Here is a 17,351-nt window from a genome sequence, read left to right as displayed (position 1 = left end):
TTATGCTTCAATGGGTTCTTTTTCGAGCAACAGAGCCGAACGCCACGGACCATCTGATGAACACTGTACCATATAGTATTTTGCCGCAGGATTTTTCAACAAGTCGAGGGCCGCGATACCCGTTAGCACTGCGCCGCTGGCCGCGCCAATATCTCCGTAACAATCTGCTGGATGTTCGATATCGAGATCTTCGTCGAGTTTAGCGCTGCTACGCATGATGGCAACCCCCAGCTCCTTGGACCAAAAGGATTCGCCGTTCATACTCGAATAAATTTTTTTAACCTGGGCACTTTCCAGTGGGGACAGAGCCGCTTTTGTTGCCGCGTCCAAACCATCTCCTCTATTCGGTTCGCTGGCAAACATATGGCCTGCTTCTTTCGCCAGACCCGGTTCGTGGAGGACGATAACCTGACCGTCTACATTCAACGCTTTGTTTTTATCTTTCGTCAGTAACAGAAAACCAGCACCTTCTCCCGGAACAAAACCATCTTTACTGTTTTTTGTTAACACTCGGTTTGTCTGTGCCAAGTGATGAATCAATGGTAAATGCCAATAACTGTCACTTCCGCCAACCAAAACACACTCTTTGTTCTGGTTATACAAATAATCAATAGCCAACTCAAGCGCGTGTATCACGCCAGATCGGCCGGTATGAAACACGTGCAAATCTGACAGGCTCAGTGGAACCCCTTCTCGGTTTAACAAATTTTTTAAAAATAAGTTCTGGGGGATCTGTTTGATGCCAGGTATTGGCTCTGGCAAAGCGAGAATTAAAGGGATCGAGCTATCAGTCGAAGTACTGGAAAGGGCTTCTTGCGCGGAGATGATGGCCATTTTAATCATTCGATCATACATATCGCTGTAGTACTCGCCTTCATCGATATCTAGCGCAAAACTGTCAAAAAGTACTTCGGGGACACCCGACATAGTTGCCGCTTTGTTATCGGGCGTCATATATTCTGAGACTTGGTAGCTACTGATTTTGGCTCGCACAGACGTAGCTGTCATAGAGGCATCATATCCGGTAGGTGTAATCATCCCTATGTTTGCGAGGTAGGCTTTCCTGATTGTATTCACAAATATTGACACACCTGAAAATATAAGAATCGCTAACAAGGTATATTATATGAAAAATCGGCGAATGTATCGCACATGTTCACACTTCGCCGCATAAATTATGACAGGCCAAAACTGTGCCAGTACCTCAAAGTAGTCATGCTTTTCGATGATTTTTTGCTGACCAGAAACGCAGATGCAATCTGATTATACAAATCTAACAAATTAAGCCTATTTTTAGTTTCAGGTGAACAATATTATCTTGTCTAATATTATCGATGTTCTCCTGAAAAATTAACTCGTGTTAATTCGACTTTAGTAGCCCTTGTTTATTTCGATTTTACACTCGTGTAGTCTCATTTCACCTCGACGCCTTTCGATTAAATGTTGACTCCAATTCTGAGAATATTCTTTAATCGCTTTTCGAGCTCGGTAGATTTGAATATTGAGGTGATTCATGTCGATACCTAATCGATGTAGGACTAAATCATTACTCATCCAGCCTCGATCGCTCTCTTGTGCATCACTGTCCTCTAGTCTGTGGCGGGCGAGTTCCAGTATCAGATAGTGATGGATTTTTCGCCCTAAATTAAACTCTTCGTTTTGCGAACGAAAAATAATGCCCACATGCTCTTCATTGCGACTAACATCAAAAATAATTTCCGGAATCTCTCGTTTTTGATCGGCAACATATTCCGTTTCTTGCAGTAAGAAGTTTGGAAAGAAGTGCCAGTGTTTTCCTTCCATTAAAAAGCTAAAGCCTTCTGAAATTGAAACGTGTTCATGATCTTTTTCAAAAAACCAATGTTGTCCTTGCTGAACGATTTGGCATTCTGGCGTATTTTCATCTGGCAAAATATTCAGGGGTTCTAATTCGATCCAACGAGAGCTTTCTTTATTCAGAATGATGGGCTTCGGCGCTGACTCGTCTTCAAAAGTCCAGGCCGCCGAGTTGTTTTTGCAAGTCGAAAATACATCGCCTTTTGCTAAACACAGACTATGGCCTTTTTCGATTCTTTTACCGTTGATAAAGCAGCCATTTTTACTTTCATCGGTTACAAACCAGTGACCGGCTTGCCACCGTAAAACACAGTGCAGGCGGGAGCTTCCCTGATGAGAAATGACTGTATCGGCAGTATTCGAGTCTCGACCGAAAATATGGACTGGTTTTAAGTAAATAGAAGTTTTCGAATGTATTGAGTTAAAAATACCCATAAATTGACTGGCTTTAATATTTACCTGTGAGTTTGTAATGGGATGTTATTGACTTTTCTGCTTTTAATCAAATGGCAGTTTGAGTGAAGGGCATCGACGGGCTGCCGTTAACTTTGGAGTAATTGTAAATGAGATATTTTTTATCTCAGAAAAGAGATTTTTGAGTTTGGTAATAGGATGTAATTGTTTTATTTTCGCGCAATCCTATAATACGCCACCAGGTCAAATCGGCCAGGAACGAAACGATGTGAAACATCAAATATAATGGAGTAATATTATGGACAGCTTAATGACAAAAAAAACTCAATTAAATTTCGTAGCGAGATTAAGGGACCTTAATCAAGCTTTTTGGAGGCTTATGGTTCTTTCTTTGACTACCTGCTCATCAGTATTCGCTCAACCGCCCAAGCCAGACACGGTTGATAAAAAATGGCGTAGTGCAATGCTGATCTCTCATCCATATAGCAAAAATTTGGATCAAGCAATTAATGCTGTGAATTTATCTGTAGACAACAATCAAGCGGTTTTCGAAGTGTTGTCACGGGCGACAAAAGAAAATGTTCAGCCCGATCGCATATTATGGACAATGGAGGTCGAGCCAGAAACAAAGTTCTTTCGACTGAGAAACTTGAAGAACGATCTTTACCTGTCTCGTATTGACGGTTCTAACGAGGTGACACTGATGAATAAGCCACCTAAAGAGCATGTTCTTTCACAATGGTTTGTTCAGTCTCTGACAGTTGAAGGTGATTACGCGATTGTTAATCGAAGTGGTGATCAAGATTATGCTTTGAATCTAGGCGATAGTTTTTCAGCAGGGCAGGTAGGCAATACAACACCGGTCACTCTCGAACAAATTAATGACGAACAATCAACTGCATTGATGTACCGCATGGATAGTCGTTTTCTGAATGCCACTTTATATCCTCTCGATATTGAAAAAGGAACCTGCCTGGTATTTTTACCTACGGGGGTGCCCTTAGAGAGTTTTACCAATCCATCACCGTCACAGTATTTTCCAGGCTCTGTGACTCGTCGATATAAAATAAGTATTAAAGGGTCGGGATCTGATGTTTATCACTTTATCGATGGATTAGGCTTTGACCCACTGGGTAATGACTTAACGTCACAACAACAAACTTTATTGGTAAACCTGAAAAGTCGCACGGCGGATTTAAAAATCGTGGTTGAAAATAATCTCAATGTTGATGAGGTGTTTCAGTCTTTTAAGGAACAATTATCCAAGGCTTATAGAGATAGTCAACCGATTAGTATTCTTTATTTCCCGGATAGCTACTCAGCTATCGAAGCAGATAAAGCTGCAGGTAAGATTGAGAAAGAGCATACGATTATTGAAGAAAAAAGATTGGGCATGAGGGTGACAATCAATCAAAGTCTTAGTGCTTCATACAGCTATGGACTTCTTGCAATGAAAAGCGGCAAGAATGGTGTTGAGGAAGTTGTTATTGTTGACCCAACTGATACTACGAAGCCGACCAAACCAAGATTTTAAGTCGGGTTATTTAGTTGAAAAAAACAAGCCCTGTTCGCAGGGTTTGTTTTTAATGTGTCGCGATTCTTTAACCTGTTACTCTTGAAATATCCTGAATAATTATGATGTAGCTAATCAGAAGTTAAGTTGTTTTTGATGTGATGTTTTCCAGTTTGGCTCTCAACTCAAACAGCCAGGGAAAGTTATACCAGTGCAATCCCACGCCTGACTCAATTGCTTTTTTTCCATTGATTAACGCGGCATCCTGTTGACCGAGTAAAACGTATATTTGCGAAGATAGTAAGTAATAAGCACTACTATCAGATACTTTGTCACTTGAAGCTTTAGCGCTCATGTCCTGTAACGCTAGCAGCGAGTTGGAAGGTTGTCCTAAATGGGCGTACGCGAGAGCCAGATAAGCCATTTCCTTCCATTGAATATTATTGAGCTTTTTTATTTCCTGAATATAGGTTTGATATAATTGGTTTGATGCTTCGATATTTCCTGCGCCTTTTTGAGCTTCCGCAAGATTAATTAGAATTCTTTTATCGTTTGGGGTTGACTCTTTGAGCTTGGTGAATTCCTCAATACTTTTGTTGTAGTCTCCATTCAACAAATAGGCGACGCTGAGGTTGTACCTAATGGCATCGGTAATCTGGTCTTTTTGAAAGCTGTTGCCCAGTTTTGTTGCCTGCTCCATATTTCCCAGGTGAATATAAGCGATGAGCAGGTACTCTTTTGCGATGACGTTATTAGAGTCGATAATAAGCCACTGCTTAACGATGCTTAAAAGTTCTTTGTAATTACCCAATATTTCTAGCATATAGCTTTTCAGGTAAAAATAACTTCCAGTTTTCCTGATATTATCATGGTTGTTAAGATAATTTAGGGCTTTGTCATTTTCCCCCTGTTCGAATAATAACATGGTGTGTCTTAACACCAGGTAGGTATAGTCAATGTTCGGCAATTGCTGGAGTTTTTCTAAAACATTTAATGCATTTTCAAACTGATTTGCTTCCAGGTAATACCAAAATAAAAGCTCTTGTCCGCTGGCTGAATCACTTATCTGTTCTGCGACTTCTTTGGTTTTCTTTAGCCAGGTGTCGTCTTGAGTTCTATCAAACTGCTTCAGATAAACTTTGCCCAGTTGTAAGGTAATTCCTGAAAAGCCAGGGTTTTCCTTTCTTAGTTTTGTTAGTCCTTCAATAATTGTGTCAGCCGGAATTAACTCGATGTTTGCCCTGTAATAGGTATACTTTTGAAGTGACGCTTCATCAATATTTTGTGTGATATGCTCAGCCTTTTTTATACCTATTAATTTATTCGACAAGCTATGAACTAGTTCGGCGAATACCAGCAGATTATCTGCTGGTATAGACAACTCTTCCATTTTCTTTACTTTATTGTCTAGCTTGCTGTAAAGGGCTATTTTAATGTCACATAATTTAGCGCTACCACAATAAACTTCGCTAAATAGGATTTCATCGACTACCAGGTTCTCTGCTACTTTTGACCAGTTTCTATTGCCTTGCCACTCTCTGCGTGGTACGAGAATTCGTTTAGAAGCTGATAATACCGAATCAACTAGCTCATCGTTAATAATGACAGACAGCTTTTTGCTCTTTTCAAGTAATGTCAAATCAAATTGAGCATCGTCCGATAGGGAACCATCGGTCTGGTTCAGGACCAGAGATGGAATCACCAATGTTTTTATTGCCGGTTGTGGAAATAAAAAATAATAACTGGCGAGAAAAATGACAGAAAGTGAAAGTGCGGTTGCCAACAGCCAGGGGAATTTTTTTCGAGGTGTATCGATATCAATGGTTTCTGTAGACCAATCAGCGTTGGTTGAAGACGAGCGTTGTTGAATTTGAAATAAACTATCAATGACTTCATGGATTGAGGGTCTTTTGTTCGCCCTGAATTGCAGCATAGACTGGCAAAGTGATTGAAGAGGAATAAATTGATCATCAACCAATTGATAGTCATTAAAATTGATTGCTTTTCCTAAACGCTCTCTGGCTTCCGCCGGGTCATTGTTTGAAATAAAAGGATGATGGCCATAAATTGTCGAAAACAAAATAATACCCAATGCAAAAACATCGGTTTTATCAGTGATCTCATCCCCTTTAAGCTGCTCAGGCGATAAACACTCCCAGGTTCCTGAAGTTTTTGACGATGTTGTGCTCTCATTTTGTGCTTCATTATTGGGAGATAAATAATTGAGTTGGGCCAAACCAAAGTCGGTCAGCTTTACAACCCTTGACGGATCTATCAGCATATTGCTCAATTTTATATCGCCGTGAATAATGCCTTTTTCATGGATTGCCTGAATGCCTTTCGCAGTGGATATCAGAAAGTTAATAAAATCTTCATAGCTAAAGTGTTTTAAGGTATCAAAGGTGAGCGGTAATGCATTGTTCACATATTCCATCACGATAGCTTGCTGACTGTCCCATTCCAATATGTCATGGATAGTCACCACATTCGGAGAATTTACCTGTGCAAGAATGCGAGCTTCCTGCGTAATTTGTGCCTGATTTTTGTGGAATATTTTTATCGCAACTTCGCGCTCTAGTTGTTTGTCCCATGCCTTATAAACAACACCATATCCACCCCTGCCGAGTATGTTTTGTTGAATATATCGCGATTGTTCTGTTTGCATATACGCACAGTTTTTCCATTCACTAAATTCGCTATTGTATCGATATCATCTCGTTTATTCATCTTGACCTTGAGAAGTCGGATGAATTTAGTATGCTGGCTTCGCTTTTATCTACTTGTTGAGATTTTTTTGCGGAATAAGTTAGCTTTTGAGAAAGTTATGTAAAGTATTTAAGCCGGTAGAGGGAATTCTTTTTTGAGATTTTAAGATGGGGAGAAGTAAAAAGAGTGTGTAAAAAATAAAAATGCTGGTAGCCTTTTATCAAGCTACCAGCGATTAGGATGGTTCAGGTTATAACAAGTCTGAACTTCTACATCTGAGTTACTACAACTTAGTGCTCAAGGTGTTCGTCATGCTGGTGTTGGCTTTTATAATACTCTCGTAAACCTTGTTTCCTGATTTTTTCTCCTTCTTCAAGTGCGACCTCTGCAGCGCGGTTAATCTTGTCACGTCTGCTTTCACTAACTCTTGAGTTGAGTGTTTTTGAAGCGTTATTTGCTTTAAATTGCTTTATCCCTAAAATTGCTTCACTTTCACCAGATAGTGCAAGACCTAACATGGCGTATTTGCTGAAGTCGGCGTTTCTTTCACTTTCCGTTTTATGCAATCTGCCCAAGCCACGAACATCGCGTTTCACCCAGGAGTTCTCCTGCAAACTTTCCACAAGATAGTTTAGTGCTTTCTTGCTCTTGGTGTGATTGATGAAGTAACCCAGCCCGTAAATCGCTGCATTTTTTGCGCGTTCATGAGCGATACTATATTCTCCGGCTGGTTCGCTTTCGATAAAACTAATGATGTCATCCAGATCTTGTTTACTACCAATAATTTCTAACATCACTATGGTATTTGGCCAAAGTTCACTTTGTGAATAATCGTTCAATATGGCTTTTAATTGAGGGACATAAGTGGCGTCATATTGAATCGCTTGCTCATAAGGTAAGCCGTGAAAATAGGTTTTGCCAACAAATTCTTCTACGCTAACGAGTTCCTGTGCCATTGTCGAAATGGAAACCATTAATGCAGATAAAGTAATTAATATTTTCTTCATAGAAATTTTCATTGTCATGTCCTTTTGCTTAGTTGTTTAAAAACGAATTACATTCAGCTTGATTAATTCTTCGTTTCGATGTGCCGACATAATTATCCATTAGGTTGTTACTACCGCTTCGATGACTTAGCCCGGTATTGTGGCCATATTCGTGTGCCCAAAGCATACCCTCCTGGTTGGATGTGTAGCGGATAACAGCCATTTTTGTTCCAGGGGTGCTAGCGCAACCGACAATGTTTGGGGCGAGTTTACTGCAAAAATTGATTGCTTTGACCAGATTAATGCCGTTTTGTAATGCATTCATTTCCGCCTTGCTATCAATGGTCCCGTCACCTGTTGTAAATGTTGTGACAGAGCCTGAACGTTTCATTCGCGTTGGGCAGGCAATATCATCGCTGCCATCTTGCGTTGTTAATAATTCGGTTGCAGCAGCAAGAATTGTATCTGCCTGACTATTTGAGAAACTTGGTGCGTTGGAGTGTCGTTGAATGCTCAGGTATTTGTTTTTCATGGGAGCAATTTGTTTAATGATAACCGAAGATAATTGATCGTTTTTACTTCCCACATGAGAAACGTCGACAACATAGCTTTGCTTCCATCCGCCGAAATTGTCATGTTGATACGTATCAATCTGGAAGCCATCAGGGACTCTGATTGAAGTAATGTCATCATTTTTTATCCCTCTGGCACGCAACACATTCAACCGGTAGGAACCTTTCACCAACCTGACAGCATACCCACCATAACTACCATGTTGATAAAGTGTTGGTCCGTTAAGCGCTATTTGGCTGGCGCTAGAGCCGGTGATGGTATAGAGATGATTTCCGTTCCAATTTTTCCCTGGACTGTAAAAGACTTTTTTTAGCCATAAGTCGAGTCGTAAACTAACATTGCGAGCAGAGTCGTACAAATAGACCGACCAGGCATCTCGGCTGAATTCCTGGAAAACAAATTTATGAGAATCATCTGATCCTCTTTCATACCAGTTGTTGCCAATTTGATAAAAGCTTGAATGATTTGTTTGAACTTGCTTCACGTCATATCCGTTAACCGCATTGGCGGCGACTGAAGCAAAAATAAAGGGCAGCGATAAAACAAACGCCTTAAAAGTTTTCATTTAATTTCTCCTGGTTTAAATGTTTTATTAAAATTGTTTCCAACTAATTTCCGCTTTAGTTGTTAACAACCGGCAGTTAGATTAAGGCGTTTTTAATTTCGGTTCGATTACATTCTATTACAGTCAATCTCGGTAAGAGTTAATTGGGTTGGGCGTATTAATTGAGCTGAGCATCGTTTTATAGGGGATTCATAACGGGATTTTCATTCGATAAAGTAAAGTCGACGAGTGAAAATATGGAAAAGATAAAAGCTAGTTAAGGTGTGCTATGAATGAAAATCAACAATATTGAAAAATATTGAATTGCACAGTCTTTTTAAGAATATGAGGCTATTTTGTTGGTAAAATAACTCAGTTGATAGGGGAAATAAATTATTACGAAATGTTTATCGCTATTGATTCTGTATTTTGTCAGCAGTAAGCTGGCTTTTTATTAAGACTATTATTAAGACCAAAATGGGGTGGTTGTTAAATGGAGAGTATTTTAAAACGAGCGGGCTTATTCGTTATTTTTTCTGCCGTGGCGGCTTTGTCAATTATGGTTTCGCTGGTTTTAACTTCGCCATTTGTAGTAGCGCAAGAATATGAAAAAAGAAGCCCGCCAAGAAAGTTGACTACCGCACAGGCAAAAGTAGCCGAGGCAAATTATAAAAAGTATTGTGTGTTATGCCACGGTGAAGATCGACAAGGCCATGTTAACGATCACGCACCCTCTTTACGCAGTCAGAGTTTATTTGAGTCTGGCGTACCTCACGCGATATTAAGGCCGCTTTCATTCGGTAGAGAAGGGACACCTATGGGTGGGTACCTCGATGAAGTCGGTGGACCTATGACATTGGATGAGGTCTGGAATTTAACTTATTGGTTATTTGAAAAATCAGGCGCAGAGCGAGTTAGACTTTCAACTAAACCGGTTTATGGCGATATCAAACAAGGCGAAAAAATATACCAGAAAGAGTGCGCGGATTGCCACGGTAAAAGTGGAGAAGGTGTTACCGGACCTGCTTTAGGTAACCAATCAGCGCTGGCACACAATACCGATGAATTTATCCGATATGCTATCAGGCATGGCCGCCAAGACACACCAATGCCGGCTTTCGAAGATAAGTTATCATCCGCGGATATTGATAATGTCACCGCATTTTTGCGTAGTCGCGGTAAAAACTGGGAAATGAAAAAAAATATTCTCAAAGCGTTACCAACGCCTGAACAATACGTTATTAATCCTGATGGAAAAAGCCCCAACTTTGAATTATCTGATGGTTTATATGTTTCTTCTCACGATTTAAATAAAGCGCTAGTCGCAAAAAATAAAATGGTATTGCTTGATACTCGGGTCACATCGGTTTGGCAAACCGCACACATTGAAGGGGCAGTCCCATTACCTTACTATGCCGATTTAGAAGCGACCGTGAAGGACATACCTAAAGATGTACAAATTGTCGCTTATTGTTCGTGTCCTCGGGCTGCCGCAGATAGTGTGATTAAGCAATTGAGAGGATTAGGTTACAAAAAAACAGCGACTTTATATGAAGGAATTTTTGGTTGGATGAATATGGGATATCCAGTCATGCATGGTGATGTTCTAGATTAGTTTTTCGCCCGTCAACAAAGTCAGATATGCGCTTTTTTATAGTAGCGCCAGACCGGAACTATGGCGTAGCAGAGTATCAATAATCCTGAAAGAGCGTAGAACAGAAGAAACAGATAAACGAAAGCGGGTAAGCTAGTTTTTTTGGTGGTTGCGCTTTTCAATATCGGCTTTCTGGTCATATTGAAAAGCAAAGCTGATTCGCCAAGATAGGGGGCATCTGATAAATTGGAAAGTGCTCTAGGTATGAGTAAGCTGCCGGATAATAAAGGCCATGATGCCACAATGGCCTCAGCTGCAAGTGGGTAAGCATGCTCGAAACGATTGTTTACCCTGGCAGCGCCAATGCCGAAAGCGCTCGCGGCGACGCCATAACCTTTGATCACTGGTCCTGCATCAATTTCGAAAAACCAGTCACCATAAGAAATTCCTTTCGGGTATTCTCTGAAGCCAGAAAGCAAATTGTTTTGTTGCCAGAAATATTTTTCATAATTGGCGTACCAATCACTCGCTGTATTTGGCCACAGTTCTGGTGCCCAGATAAGCATATAGGAAATCCCAACACCACGGGCAGATCCTATTCCTTCCCCGGTTTTGGAATTAGCGACATACGCGGGTAAGTTTGTTGATGGGTCAACACGACTTTCTGAAAATGCTCTGACCGACTGAGCTAAAAAACTAGCGTGGTCTCGGTTTAGCAATTTACCTGCTCGCTGAATGACTGCGAGTGCAGGAAGAATATCGACAGGGTAGCATTCGCCTGGGTAATCATCCAATAAGCCGAACGGGGAAGCTTCCAGCTCTCTCGATAGCGAGTCAACTTGATTGATTAATAGCGACTCGAATTGTTCATTTCCCGTTAGCTTTTGGTAACTGGTTAGCCCTGCGATCAAAAGCATTCTGTAAAAAATATTTTCTTGATAAAGATAATCATCACCCCAGTGAGTTTTAACCCATGTCGCATTATCGGGATCGGTAATTAATTTGATTGCCGCATTAATGGCGGCTTTTGCGTAGATACTAGGTGCAGTGGATGTTGCATTAGGATTTTTTACCCAATCGTCCTGTAGCGCTTCGGTTGCCCACAGAAAATAAACCGCGCTGAACATGGGCCATTCAGTTCCTGATATATCGCGTGTATTTAATTTCGAAGCCTTTGATGATCTAACTCGCTCGTTCGCCCATGGGGGAATATCTTTTGCGAGTTTTTTATGCCAGTGGTAGGTAAATTTGGGAAGCTGGCCGTTTTTTAAACCTGGGTCTTGTAGGTTGAAAATAGCCACGCCAAAGGGGAGCAGAAAAAAGTAAATGGCGATAACGGCTAGAAAAAGTGAGCGCAGGAAAATAGGAATATTCTTTGTCTTTTTTAAAAATTTATTAATCATGGGTTTGGAGTTATTGATTAGATTGTTGATGTACATTTGGCCTATTTTTTCTAATGTTCATTGAGCATGCGATATTTCTAATCAATTAAACGTGGGGCCTAATAAATGGGGTTGAGAAATGAGATTAGTATGCTGGCCAATCAAAACAAGTACTACTTTTGTCGACAATCTGAGGCTTTATCATTGACGGAAACTCGAAAAATGACTATATTGTCGACAATTAAGCCTTGGCTCACTAACTTCGATTCCCATGACTTTGCTCACTGAACAGCCTGTCACATCTGCTGATAAAACCTTTATTCAATTGAGAAAAGATATTGTTAAAGGCGTTATTTCGGCTGGATCGAAATTAAGTGAGACGGAATTGTCGACAAAATACGCGGTGAGCCGCGCAGTGATTCGAGAGGCTATTAATCGATTGGAGTCATGTCATCTGGTTGAACGAAAAGCCAATGTTGGCGCGAGAGTGGTTGCGTTGACAGGTGAAGGTTTAATGGAGCTATACCAGGTGCGAGAGTCCCTTGAAGGGATGGCGGCGAGACTCGCAGCAATGAATATGAGTGACGAAGAAATTGCTGACTTGAATGACTTACTTAACACCCATTTTCAAACGGTAAAAACTGGGGAAACTTATTATCAGGAAGCCGGCGATGTTGATTTTCATTACCGAATTATTCTGGGTAGTAAAAATAGCCATCTGATTTCGATATTAGTGGATGGTATTTATCATTTAATACGAATGTACCGAGTTCAGTTGGGTATGGCCGGGCCAAGAGTAACCAGAGCTTTCGACGAGCATAAGCATATCGTTCAGGCGATTTCTAATCGAGACCCCGAATTAGCGGAAATACTGATGCGTCGTCATATCCAATATACAAAAAATAGCTTAGAAACCAAATTAGTCACCGACTCTCTTTGACCACAGAATTCAACATAAACCTTAAATAAAGATTTTAAAAACTTAGTTTTGGATGGGCACATGAACACACTAAACCGAAAACCTCTACCTGGAACTCAGCTAGATTACTTTGATACTCGCGCTGCTGTTAATGCGATTTCACCTGATGCTTACGATAAATTGCCCTATACCTCTCGCGTACTGGCCGAAAATCTGGTGCGTCGTTGTGACCCGGCAACACTTGATGATTGCCTTAAACAGATTATCGAGCGTAAACGTGAATTGGATTTTCCCTGGTTTCCGGCGCGAGTCGTTTGCCATGATATTTTGGGGCAAACGGCGTTGGTCGATTTAGCGGGTTTGCGCGACGCAATCGCTGATAAAGGCGGTGACCCGTCGCAAATTAACCCGGTAGTGCCAACACAATTGATTGTCGATCACTCGTTGGCTGTTGAGCATGCTGGATTTGAAAAAGATGCCTTTGAAAAAAACCGTGCGATAGAAGATCGCCGCAACGAAGATCGCTTTCACTTTATCAACTGGACCAAAACGGCGTTTAAAAATATCGATGTGATTCCGCCCGGAAATGGCATTATGCATCAGATTAACCTAGAGCGTATGTCGCCGGTTGTTCAAGCGCGAGACGGTGTCGCATTCCCTGATACACTGGTTGGCACTGACAGCCACACACCGATGGTCGATGCGTTGGGGGTTATCGCGGTTGGCGTTGGTGGACTTGAGGCTGAAAGCGTCATGTTGGGTCGCGCGTCTTATATGCGATTACCGGATATCATTGGCGTTGAGCTTACCGGCAAACCTCAGGCAGGAATCACAAGCACAGACATCGTTTTAGCGCTCACTGAATTTTTGCGAAACGAAAAAGTTGTGTCGAGTTATCTAGAATTTTTTGGTGACGGTGTACCTCATTTAAGTCTTGGCGATCGAGCTACGATATCTAACATGACACCAGAGTTTGGCGCAACGGCGGCAATGTTTTACATTGACCAGCAAACAATTGATTATTTAAAACTGACCGGTCGTGAAGACGAGCAAGTGCGGCTGGTAGAAAACTACGCGAAAGAAGCCGGCCTTTGGGCTGATAGTTTAGAAAACGCAGAATACGAGCGAGTACTTAAGTTTGACCTTTCAACAGTTGTTCGTAATATTGCCGGCCCTTCAAACCCTCATAATCGAGTTGCAACTACTGATTTAGCCGCACGTGGCATTTCCGGTAAAGTTGAAGATGTTCCCGGCCAAATGCCTGATGGTGCTTGTATTATCGCGGCGATTACCAGTTGCACTAACACCAGTAATCCGCGCAATATGATTGCTGCAGGACTGATAGCACGTAATGCTAATCAACTTGGTCTAACGCGAAAGCCATGGGTGAAGTCTTCACTTGCTCCGGGCTCTAAGGCAGTCAAACTTTATCTCGAAGAAGCTAATTTATTACCTGAACTTGAAAAACTGGGTTTTGGTGTTGTTGCGTTTGCTTGCACATCTTGTAATGGAATGAGTGGTGCGCTCGACCCGAAAATTAAGCAAGAAATTGTTGAGCGCGAACTTTACACCACTGCAGTACTTTCCGGTAATCGTAATTTTGATGGACGTATTCACCCTCATGCCGATCAAGCGTTTCTTGCGTCACCACCTTTGGTGGTTGCTTATGCGATTGCCGGGACAATTCGTTTTGATATTGAAAAAGATGTTTTGGGGACGGACAGTAACAGCAACCCGGTTACGCTCAAAGATATCTGGCCTTCAGATGAAGAAATTGATGCGGTTATTGCCGAAAGTGTTAAACCAGAACAGTTCCGCCAGGTTTATAACCCGATGTTTGATATTTCTGTGGATTACGGCGAACAAAACAATCCGCTTTATGACTGGCGACCACAAACGACATATATTCGTCGTCCGCCCTATTGGGAAGGTGCATTAGCCGGAGAAAGAACCATGAAAGGCATGCGTCCATTAGCGGTTTTAGGGGACAACATCACGACCGATCATTTGTCACCATCAAATGCAATTCAGGCATCAAGTGCTGCGGGAGAATACCTGGCTAAAATGGGATTGCCCGAAGAAGACTTTAATTCCTACGCAACTCATCGAGGTGATCACTTAACTGCGCAGCGAGCGACTTTTGCAAACCCTAAATTGCTCAACGAAATGGTGCAGGAGAATGGTCAGGTTAAGCAAGGTTCATTAGCTAGAATTGAGCCGGAAGGTAAAGTGACTCGCATGTGGGAGGCGATTGAAACTTACATGAATCGCAATCAGCCGTTGATTATTGTCGCCGGTGCTGATTATGGTCAGGGATCATCACGAGACTGGGCAGCAAAAGGCGTACGCTTAGCGGGAGTTGAGGTTATTGTTGCAGAAGGTTTTGAGCGCATTCATCGCACTAACTTGATCGGTATGGGCGTGTTACCGCTTGAGTTTAAAGCGGGGGAAACTCGTCAAACTTACCACATTGATGGAACTGAAACTTTTGATGTAATTGGTGAGCGTACACCGGGCGCCACACTGACATTAATCATTAACCGCGCTAATGGCGATAGTGTCGAGGTTCCAGTGACTTGTCGACTTGATACCGCTGAAGAAGTTTCCATCTATGAAGCGGGCGGGGTACTACAGCGATTTGCTCAAGATTTCCTTGAGTCTGCAGCCAGCTAGTTATTGCAGCTTGGTAAAATAACGATATAAAACGAGCATCGGAATTTTCTTCGATGCTCTTCAAATATTCTGGGTTAAATTCTACTGAAGGAAGAAATTCTATGACTCACGTTGCTCAAATCAAGATTCCGGCGACTTATATGCGAGGTGGTACCAGTAAAGGCGTATTTTTCAACTTAGAAGATTTGCCCGAAGTTGCCCAAGTGGCGGGGAATGCTCGTGATGCTTTGTTGTTGAGAGTCATTGGTAGTCCTGATCCTTATGGCAAACAAACTGACGGAATGGGAGGGGCAACTTCCAGCACGAGTAAAACGGTGATTGTTTCCAAAAGTAGTCAGCCGGATCATGACGTCGATTATTTATTTGGTCAGGTATCGATTGATAAACCCTTTGTTGATTGGAGTGGTAACTGCGGTAATTTAACCGCGGCAGTTGGCTCCTTTGCTATTAGTAGTGGTCTGGTTGATGCCGATCGTATTCCCGAAAGTGGCATCGCGACGGTGCGCATTTGGCAAGCTAACATTCGCAAAACTATTATTGCGCGTGTGCCGATTACCAACGGTCAGGTTCAGGAAACCGGCGACTTTGAGCTCGATGGCGTTACCTTTCCTGCTGCTGAAGTACAGGTTGAATTTATGAATCCGGCCGATGGCGAAGGCTCGATGTTTCCTACCGGTAACCTGGTCGATGACTTAGAAGTCCCCGGAGTTGGTACACTGAAAGCGACGATGATTAATGCCGGGATCCCAACGATTTTTCTAAACGCGGATGAAATTGGTTATGTTGGTACAGAATTACAAGGCGCAATTAATGGTGATGCAAAAGCCCTGAGTATGTTTGAGACAATTCGTGCACATGGTGCTTTGCGCATGGGATTAATTCAAAATATTGACGAGGCCGCACAACGGCAGCACACGCCAAAAGTTGCGTTTGTTGCTAAGTCTACAGGGTATGTTTCTTCGAGTGGAAAGCAAATTGCGGCTGATGATATCGATTTACTTGTTCGTGCATTGTCGATGGGATTGTTACATCATGCAATGATGGGGACTGCGGCCGTTGCAATTGCGACTGCAGCTGCTATTCCCGGCACTTTGGTTAATCTGGCGGCCGGCGGCGGTGAGCGTAATGCTGTTCGTTTTGGTCACCCATCAGGGACGCTGCGCGTTGGCGCTGAAGCGAGCCTGAATGATGGGGAGTGGTCTGTTAATAAAGCGATTATGAGTCGTAGTGCTCGAGTGTTGATGGAAGGCTCGGTGAGAGTGCCTGGTGATTGTTTTTAGGATTACCGTTTGAATAAAGTCAGATTGGGTAAAGACTAAATTAAATATGAATTGTGGAGGATGTTTGATTCCTCCTCAATGAATTTTCAAGGTTAGTTGGTTATATAACGAATTATTCGTTATTTTAATTTTCATCTAGATTAGACTTTCAGCGATGTATTTGTGAAAAAAGTTAAATGATGAAAATTCAGTTACTTAGCGATTTACACTTGGAGTTTAAATATTATCCTTATCCACTATCGAACGCCGACGTGGTTGTGTTAGCTGGTGATATTCATACAAAAGAACGCGGTATTAAATGGGCGCTTGAGGAAATAAAAAATAAACCTGTTATTTATGTCCTAGGAAATCATGAGTATTACAAAAAAGCTTACCCAAAACTTACTAAAGAACTAAAAGAATTATCGAAGGGTACGAATGTTCACGTGCTAGAGAATGATATTATCACCATTGATGGTGTTAATTTTTTCGGGTGTACTTTGTGGACTGATTATGAATTGTTTGGGAATGCAAAGTTAACCGGTTATGAATGTCAGCAAGTAATGTCTGATTTTAAAAAGATTCGTCGGCTCCCCAATTTTGCCAAGATTCGCTCTATTGATATTGCAATTATTCACAACCAGTCAAGAAAATGGCTAGAAGATGAGCTTGCTCGCAAATGTGGTGAAACAAATGTTGTGGTTACACATCATGCTCCATCTATCCAATCAATAGCGGAAGAGTATCATGATGATATTACAACTGCGGCTTATGCATCGAACCTTGAGCCATTAATTCGACAGTATCAACCTGCGCTATGGCTACATGGCCATGTGCATAAGTCGAGCGATTATCAGATTGAAAACTGTCGAATATTGTGCAACCCGAGAGGATATCCTGACGCGATTAATCCACAATATAATCCACAAATTATAATCGACGTAAATTGAGT

At 41.7% G+C, this 17,351-nt stretch carries 12 protein-coding genes; 6 read left to right on the top strand and 6 right to left on the bottom strand.

Annotated features, from left to right (window positions below; all coding sequences use genetic code 11):
- Positions 1 to 1,077: a beta-ketoacyl synthase N-terminal-like domain-containing protein gene (locus FLL46_RS09540; protein ID WP_142893283.1), complete on the bottom strand. Its 1,077-nt coding sequence runs from the start codon at positions 1,075 to 1,077 to the stop codon at positions 1 to 3.
- Positions 1,078 to 1,371: 294 nt separating this feature from the next.
- Positions 1,372 to 2,271, bottom strand: coding sequence for an FHA domain-containing protein (locus tag FLL46_RS09535; RefSeq protein ID WP_142893282.1), 900 nt, complete (start codon positions 2,269 to 2,271; stop codon positions 1,372 to 1,374).
- A gap of 358 nt (positions 2,272 to 2,629) precedes the next feature.
- On the opposite strand from FLL46_RS09535, the gene FLL46_RS09530 reads away from it, so the two are divergent.
- Positions 2,630 to 3,784, top strand: a complete 1,155-nt coding sequence (locus FLL46_RS09530) for a hypothetical protein (RefSeq protein ID WP_142893281.1) — start codon at positions 2,630 to 2,632, stop codon at positions 3,782 to 3,784.
- A 121-nt stretch (positions 3,785 to 3,905) separates the two neighbouring features.
- Here the strand turns inward: FLL46_RS09530 and FLL46_RS09525 are convergent, their stop codons facing one another.
- From FLL46_RS09525 to FLL46_RS09515, 3 genes are all read right to left on the bottom strand, one after another.
- Positions 3,906 to 6,428 carry a serine/threonine-protein kinase gene (locus tag FLL46_RS09525; protein WP_142893280.1) on the bottom strand — a complete coding sequence of 841 codons (2,523 nt, stop codon included), beginning with the start codon at positions 6,426 to 6,428 and terminating at the stop codon, positions 3,906 to 3,908.
- A 331-nt stretch (positions 6,429 to 6,759) separates the two neighbouring features.
- The gene (locus FLL46_RS09520; protein WP_142893279.1) at positions 6,760 to 7,488 is read right to left on the bottom strand and encodes a hypothetical protein; all 729 of its coding nucleotides are present in this window, start codon (positions 7,486 to 7,488) and stop codon (positions 6,760 to 6,762) included.
- A 16-nt stretch (positions 7,489 to 7,504) separates the two neighbouring features.
- Positions 7,505 to 8,593, bottom strand: a complete 1,089-nt coding sequence (locus tag FLL46_RS09515; RefSeq protein ID WP_142893278.1) for a beta/gamma crystallin family protein — start codon at positions 8,591 to 8,593, stop codon at positions 7,505 to 7,507.
- Between the two features lie 472 nt (positions 8,594 to 9,065).
- Here FLL46_RS09515 and FLL46_RS09510 point away from each other — a divergent pair, with 472 nt between their 5' ends.
- A complete protein-coding gene (locus FLL46_RS09510) occupies positions 9,066 to 10,187 on the top strand; it encodes a c-type cytochrome (protein ID WP_210418658.1) in 1,122 nt (373 codons plus the stop codon).
- A gap of 20 nt (positions 10,188 to 10,207) precedes the next feature.
- Here the strand turns inward: FLL46_RS09510 and FLL46_RS09505 are convergent, their stop codons facing one another.
- The gene (locus tag FLL46_RS09505) at positions 10,208 to 11,569 is read right to left on the bottom strand and encodes a hypothetical protein (RefSeq protein WP_142893277.1); all 1,362 of its coding nucleotides are present in this window, start codon (positions 11,567 to 11,569) and stop codon (positions 10,208 to 10,210) included.
- A 250-nt stretch (positions 11,570 to 11,819) separates the two neighbouring features.
- Here FLL46_RS09505 and FLL46_RS09500 point away from each other — a divergent pair, with 250 nt between their 5' ends.
- From FLL46_RS09500 to FLL46_RS09485, 4 genes are all read left to right on the top strand, one after another.
- Positions 11,820 to 12,488, top strand: coding sequence for a GntR family transcriptional regulator (locus tag FLL46_RS09500; RefSeq protein ID WP_142893276.1), 669 nt, complete (start codon positions 11,820 to 11,822; stop codon positions 12,486 to 12,488).
- Between the two features lie 60 nt (positions 12,489 to 12,548).
- Entirely contained in the window at positions 12,549 to 15,140 is a 2,592-nt protein-coding gene (acnD, locus tag FLL46_RS09495) for a Fe/S-dependent 2-methylisocitrate dehydratase AcnD (RefSeq protein ID WP_142893275.1), read from the top strand.
- A gap of 101 nt (positions 15,141 to 15,241) precedes the next feature.
- Positions 15,242 to 16,420, top strand: coding sequence for a 2-methylaconitate cis-trans isomerase PrpF (gene prpF, locus FLL46_RS09490; RefSeq protein WP_142893274.1), 1,179 nt, complete (start codon positions 15,242 to 15,244; stop codon positions 16,418 to 16,420).
- 176 nt (positions 16,421 to 16,596) lie between these two features.
- Positions 16,597 to 17,349, top strand: coding sequence for a metallophosphoesterase (locus FLL46_RS09485; protein WP_246119295.1), 753 nt, complete (start codon positions 16,597 to 16,599; stop codon positions 17,347 to 17,349).
- The last annotated feature ends 2 nt before the right edge of the window (positions 17,350 to 17,351 follow it).

This window comes from Aliikangiella coralliicola (genome assembly GCF_007004725.1).
GTDB classification, from domain to species: domain Bacteria; phylum Pseudomonadota; class Gammaproteobacteria; order Enterobacterales; family Kangiellaceae; genus Aliikangiella; species Aliikangiella coralliicola.
This window is presented reverse-complemented; position numbering and strand designations above follow the sequence as displayed.

What these genes read in the sequence shown, in the direction of transcription:
- FLL46_RS09535 (WP_142893282.1), bottom strand. Translation starts at nt 2,271, where the DNA reads ATGGGTATTTTTAACTCAATACATTCGAAAACTTCTATTTACTTAAAA.
- FLL46_RS09530 (WP_142893281.1), top strand. Translation starts at nt 2,630, where the DNA reads ATGGTTCTTTCTTTGACTACCTGCTCATCAGTATTCGCTCAACCGCCC.
- FLL46_RS09525 (WP_142893280.1), bottom strand. Translation starts at nt 6,428, where the DNA reads ATGCAAACAGAACAATCGCGATATATTCAACAAAACATACTCGGCAGG.
- FLL46_RS09520 (WP_142893279.1), bottom strand. Translation starts at nt 7,488, where the DNA reads ATGAAAATTTCTATGAAGAAAATATTAATTACTTTATCTGCATTAATG.
- FLL46_RS09515 (WP_142893278.1), bottom strand. Translation starts at nt 8,593, where the DNA reads ATGAAAACTTTTAAGGCGTTTGTTTTATCGCTGCCCTTTATTTTTGCT.
- FLL46_RS09510 (WP_210418658.1), top strand. Translation starts at nt 9,066, where the DNA reads ATGGAGAGTATTTTAAAACGAGCGGGCTTATTCGTTATTTTTTCTGCC.
- FLL46_RS09505 (WP_142893277.1), bottom strand. Translation starts at nt 11,569, where the DNA reads ATGATTAATAAATTTTTAAAAAAGACAAAGAATATTCCTATTTTCCTG.
- FLL46_RS09500 (WP_142893276.1), top strand. Translation starts at nt 11,820, where the DNA reads ATGACTTTGCTCACTGAACAGCCTGTCACATCTGCTGATAAAACCTTT.
- acnD (WP_142893275.1), top strand. Translation starts at nt 12,549, where the DNA reads ATGAACACACTAAACCGAAAACCTCTACCTGGAACTCAGCTAGATTAC.
- prpF (WP_142893274.1), top strand. Translation starts at nt 15,242, where the DNA reads ATGACTCACGTTGCTCAAATCAAGATTCCGGCGACTTATATGCGAGGT.
- FLL46_RS09485 (WP_246119295.1), top strand. Translation starts at nt 16,597, where the DNA reads ATGATGAAAATTCAGTTACTTAGCGATTTACACTTGGAGTTTAAATAT.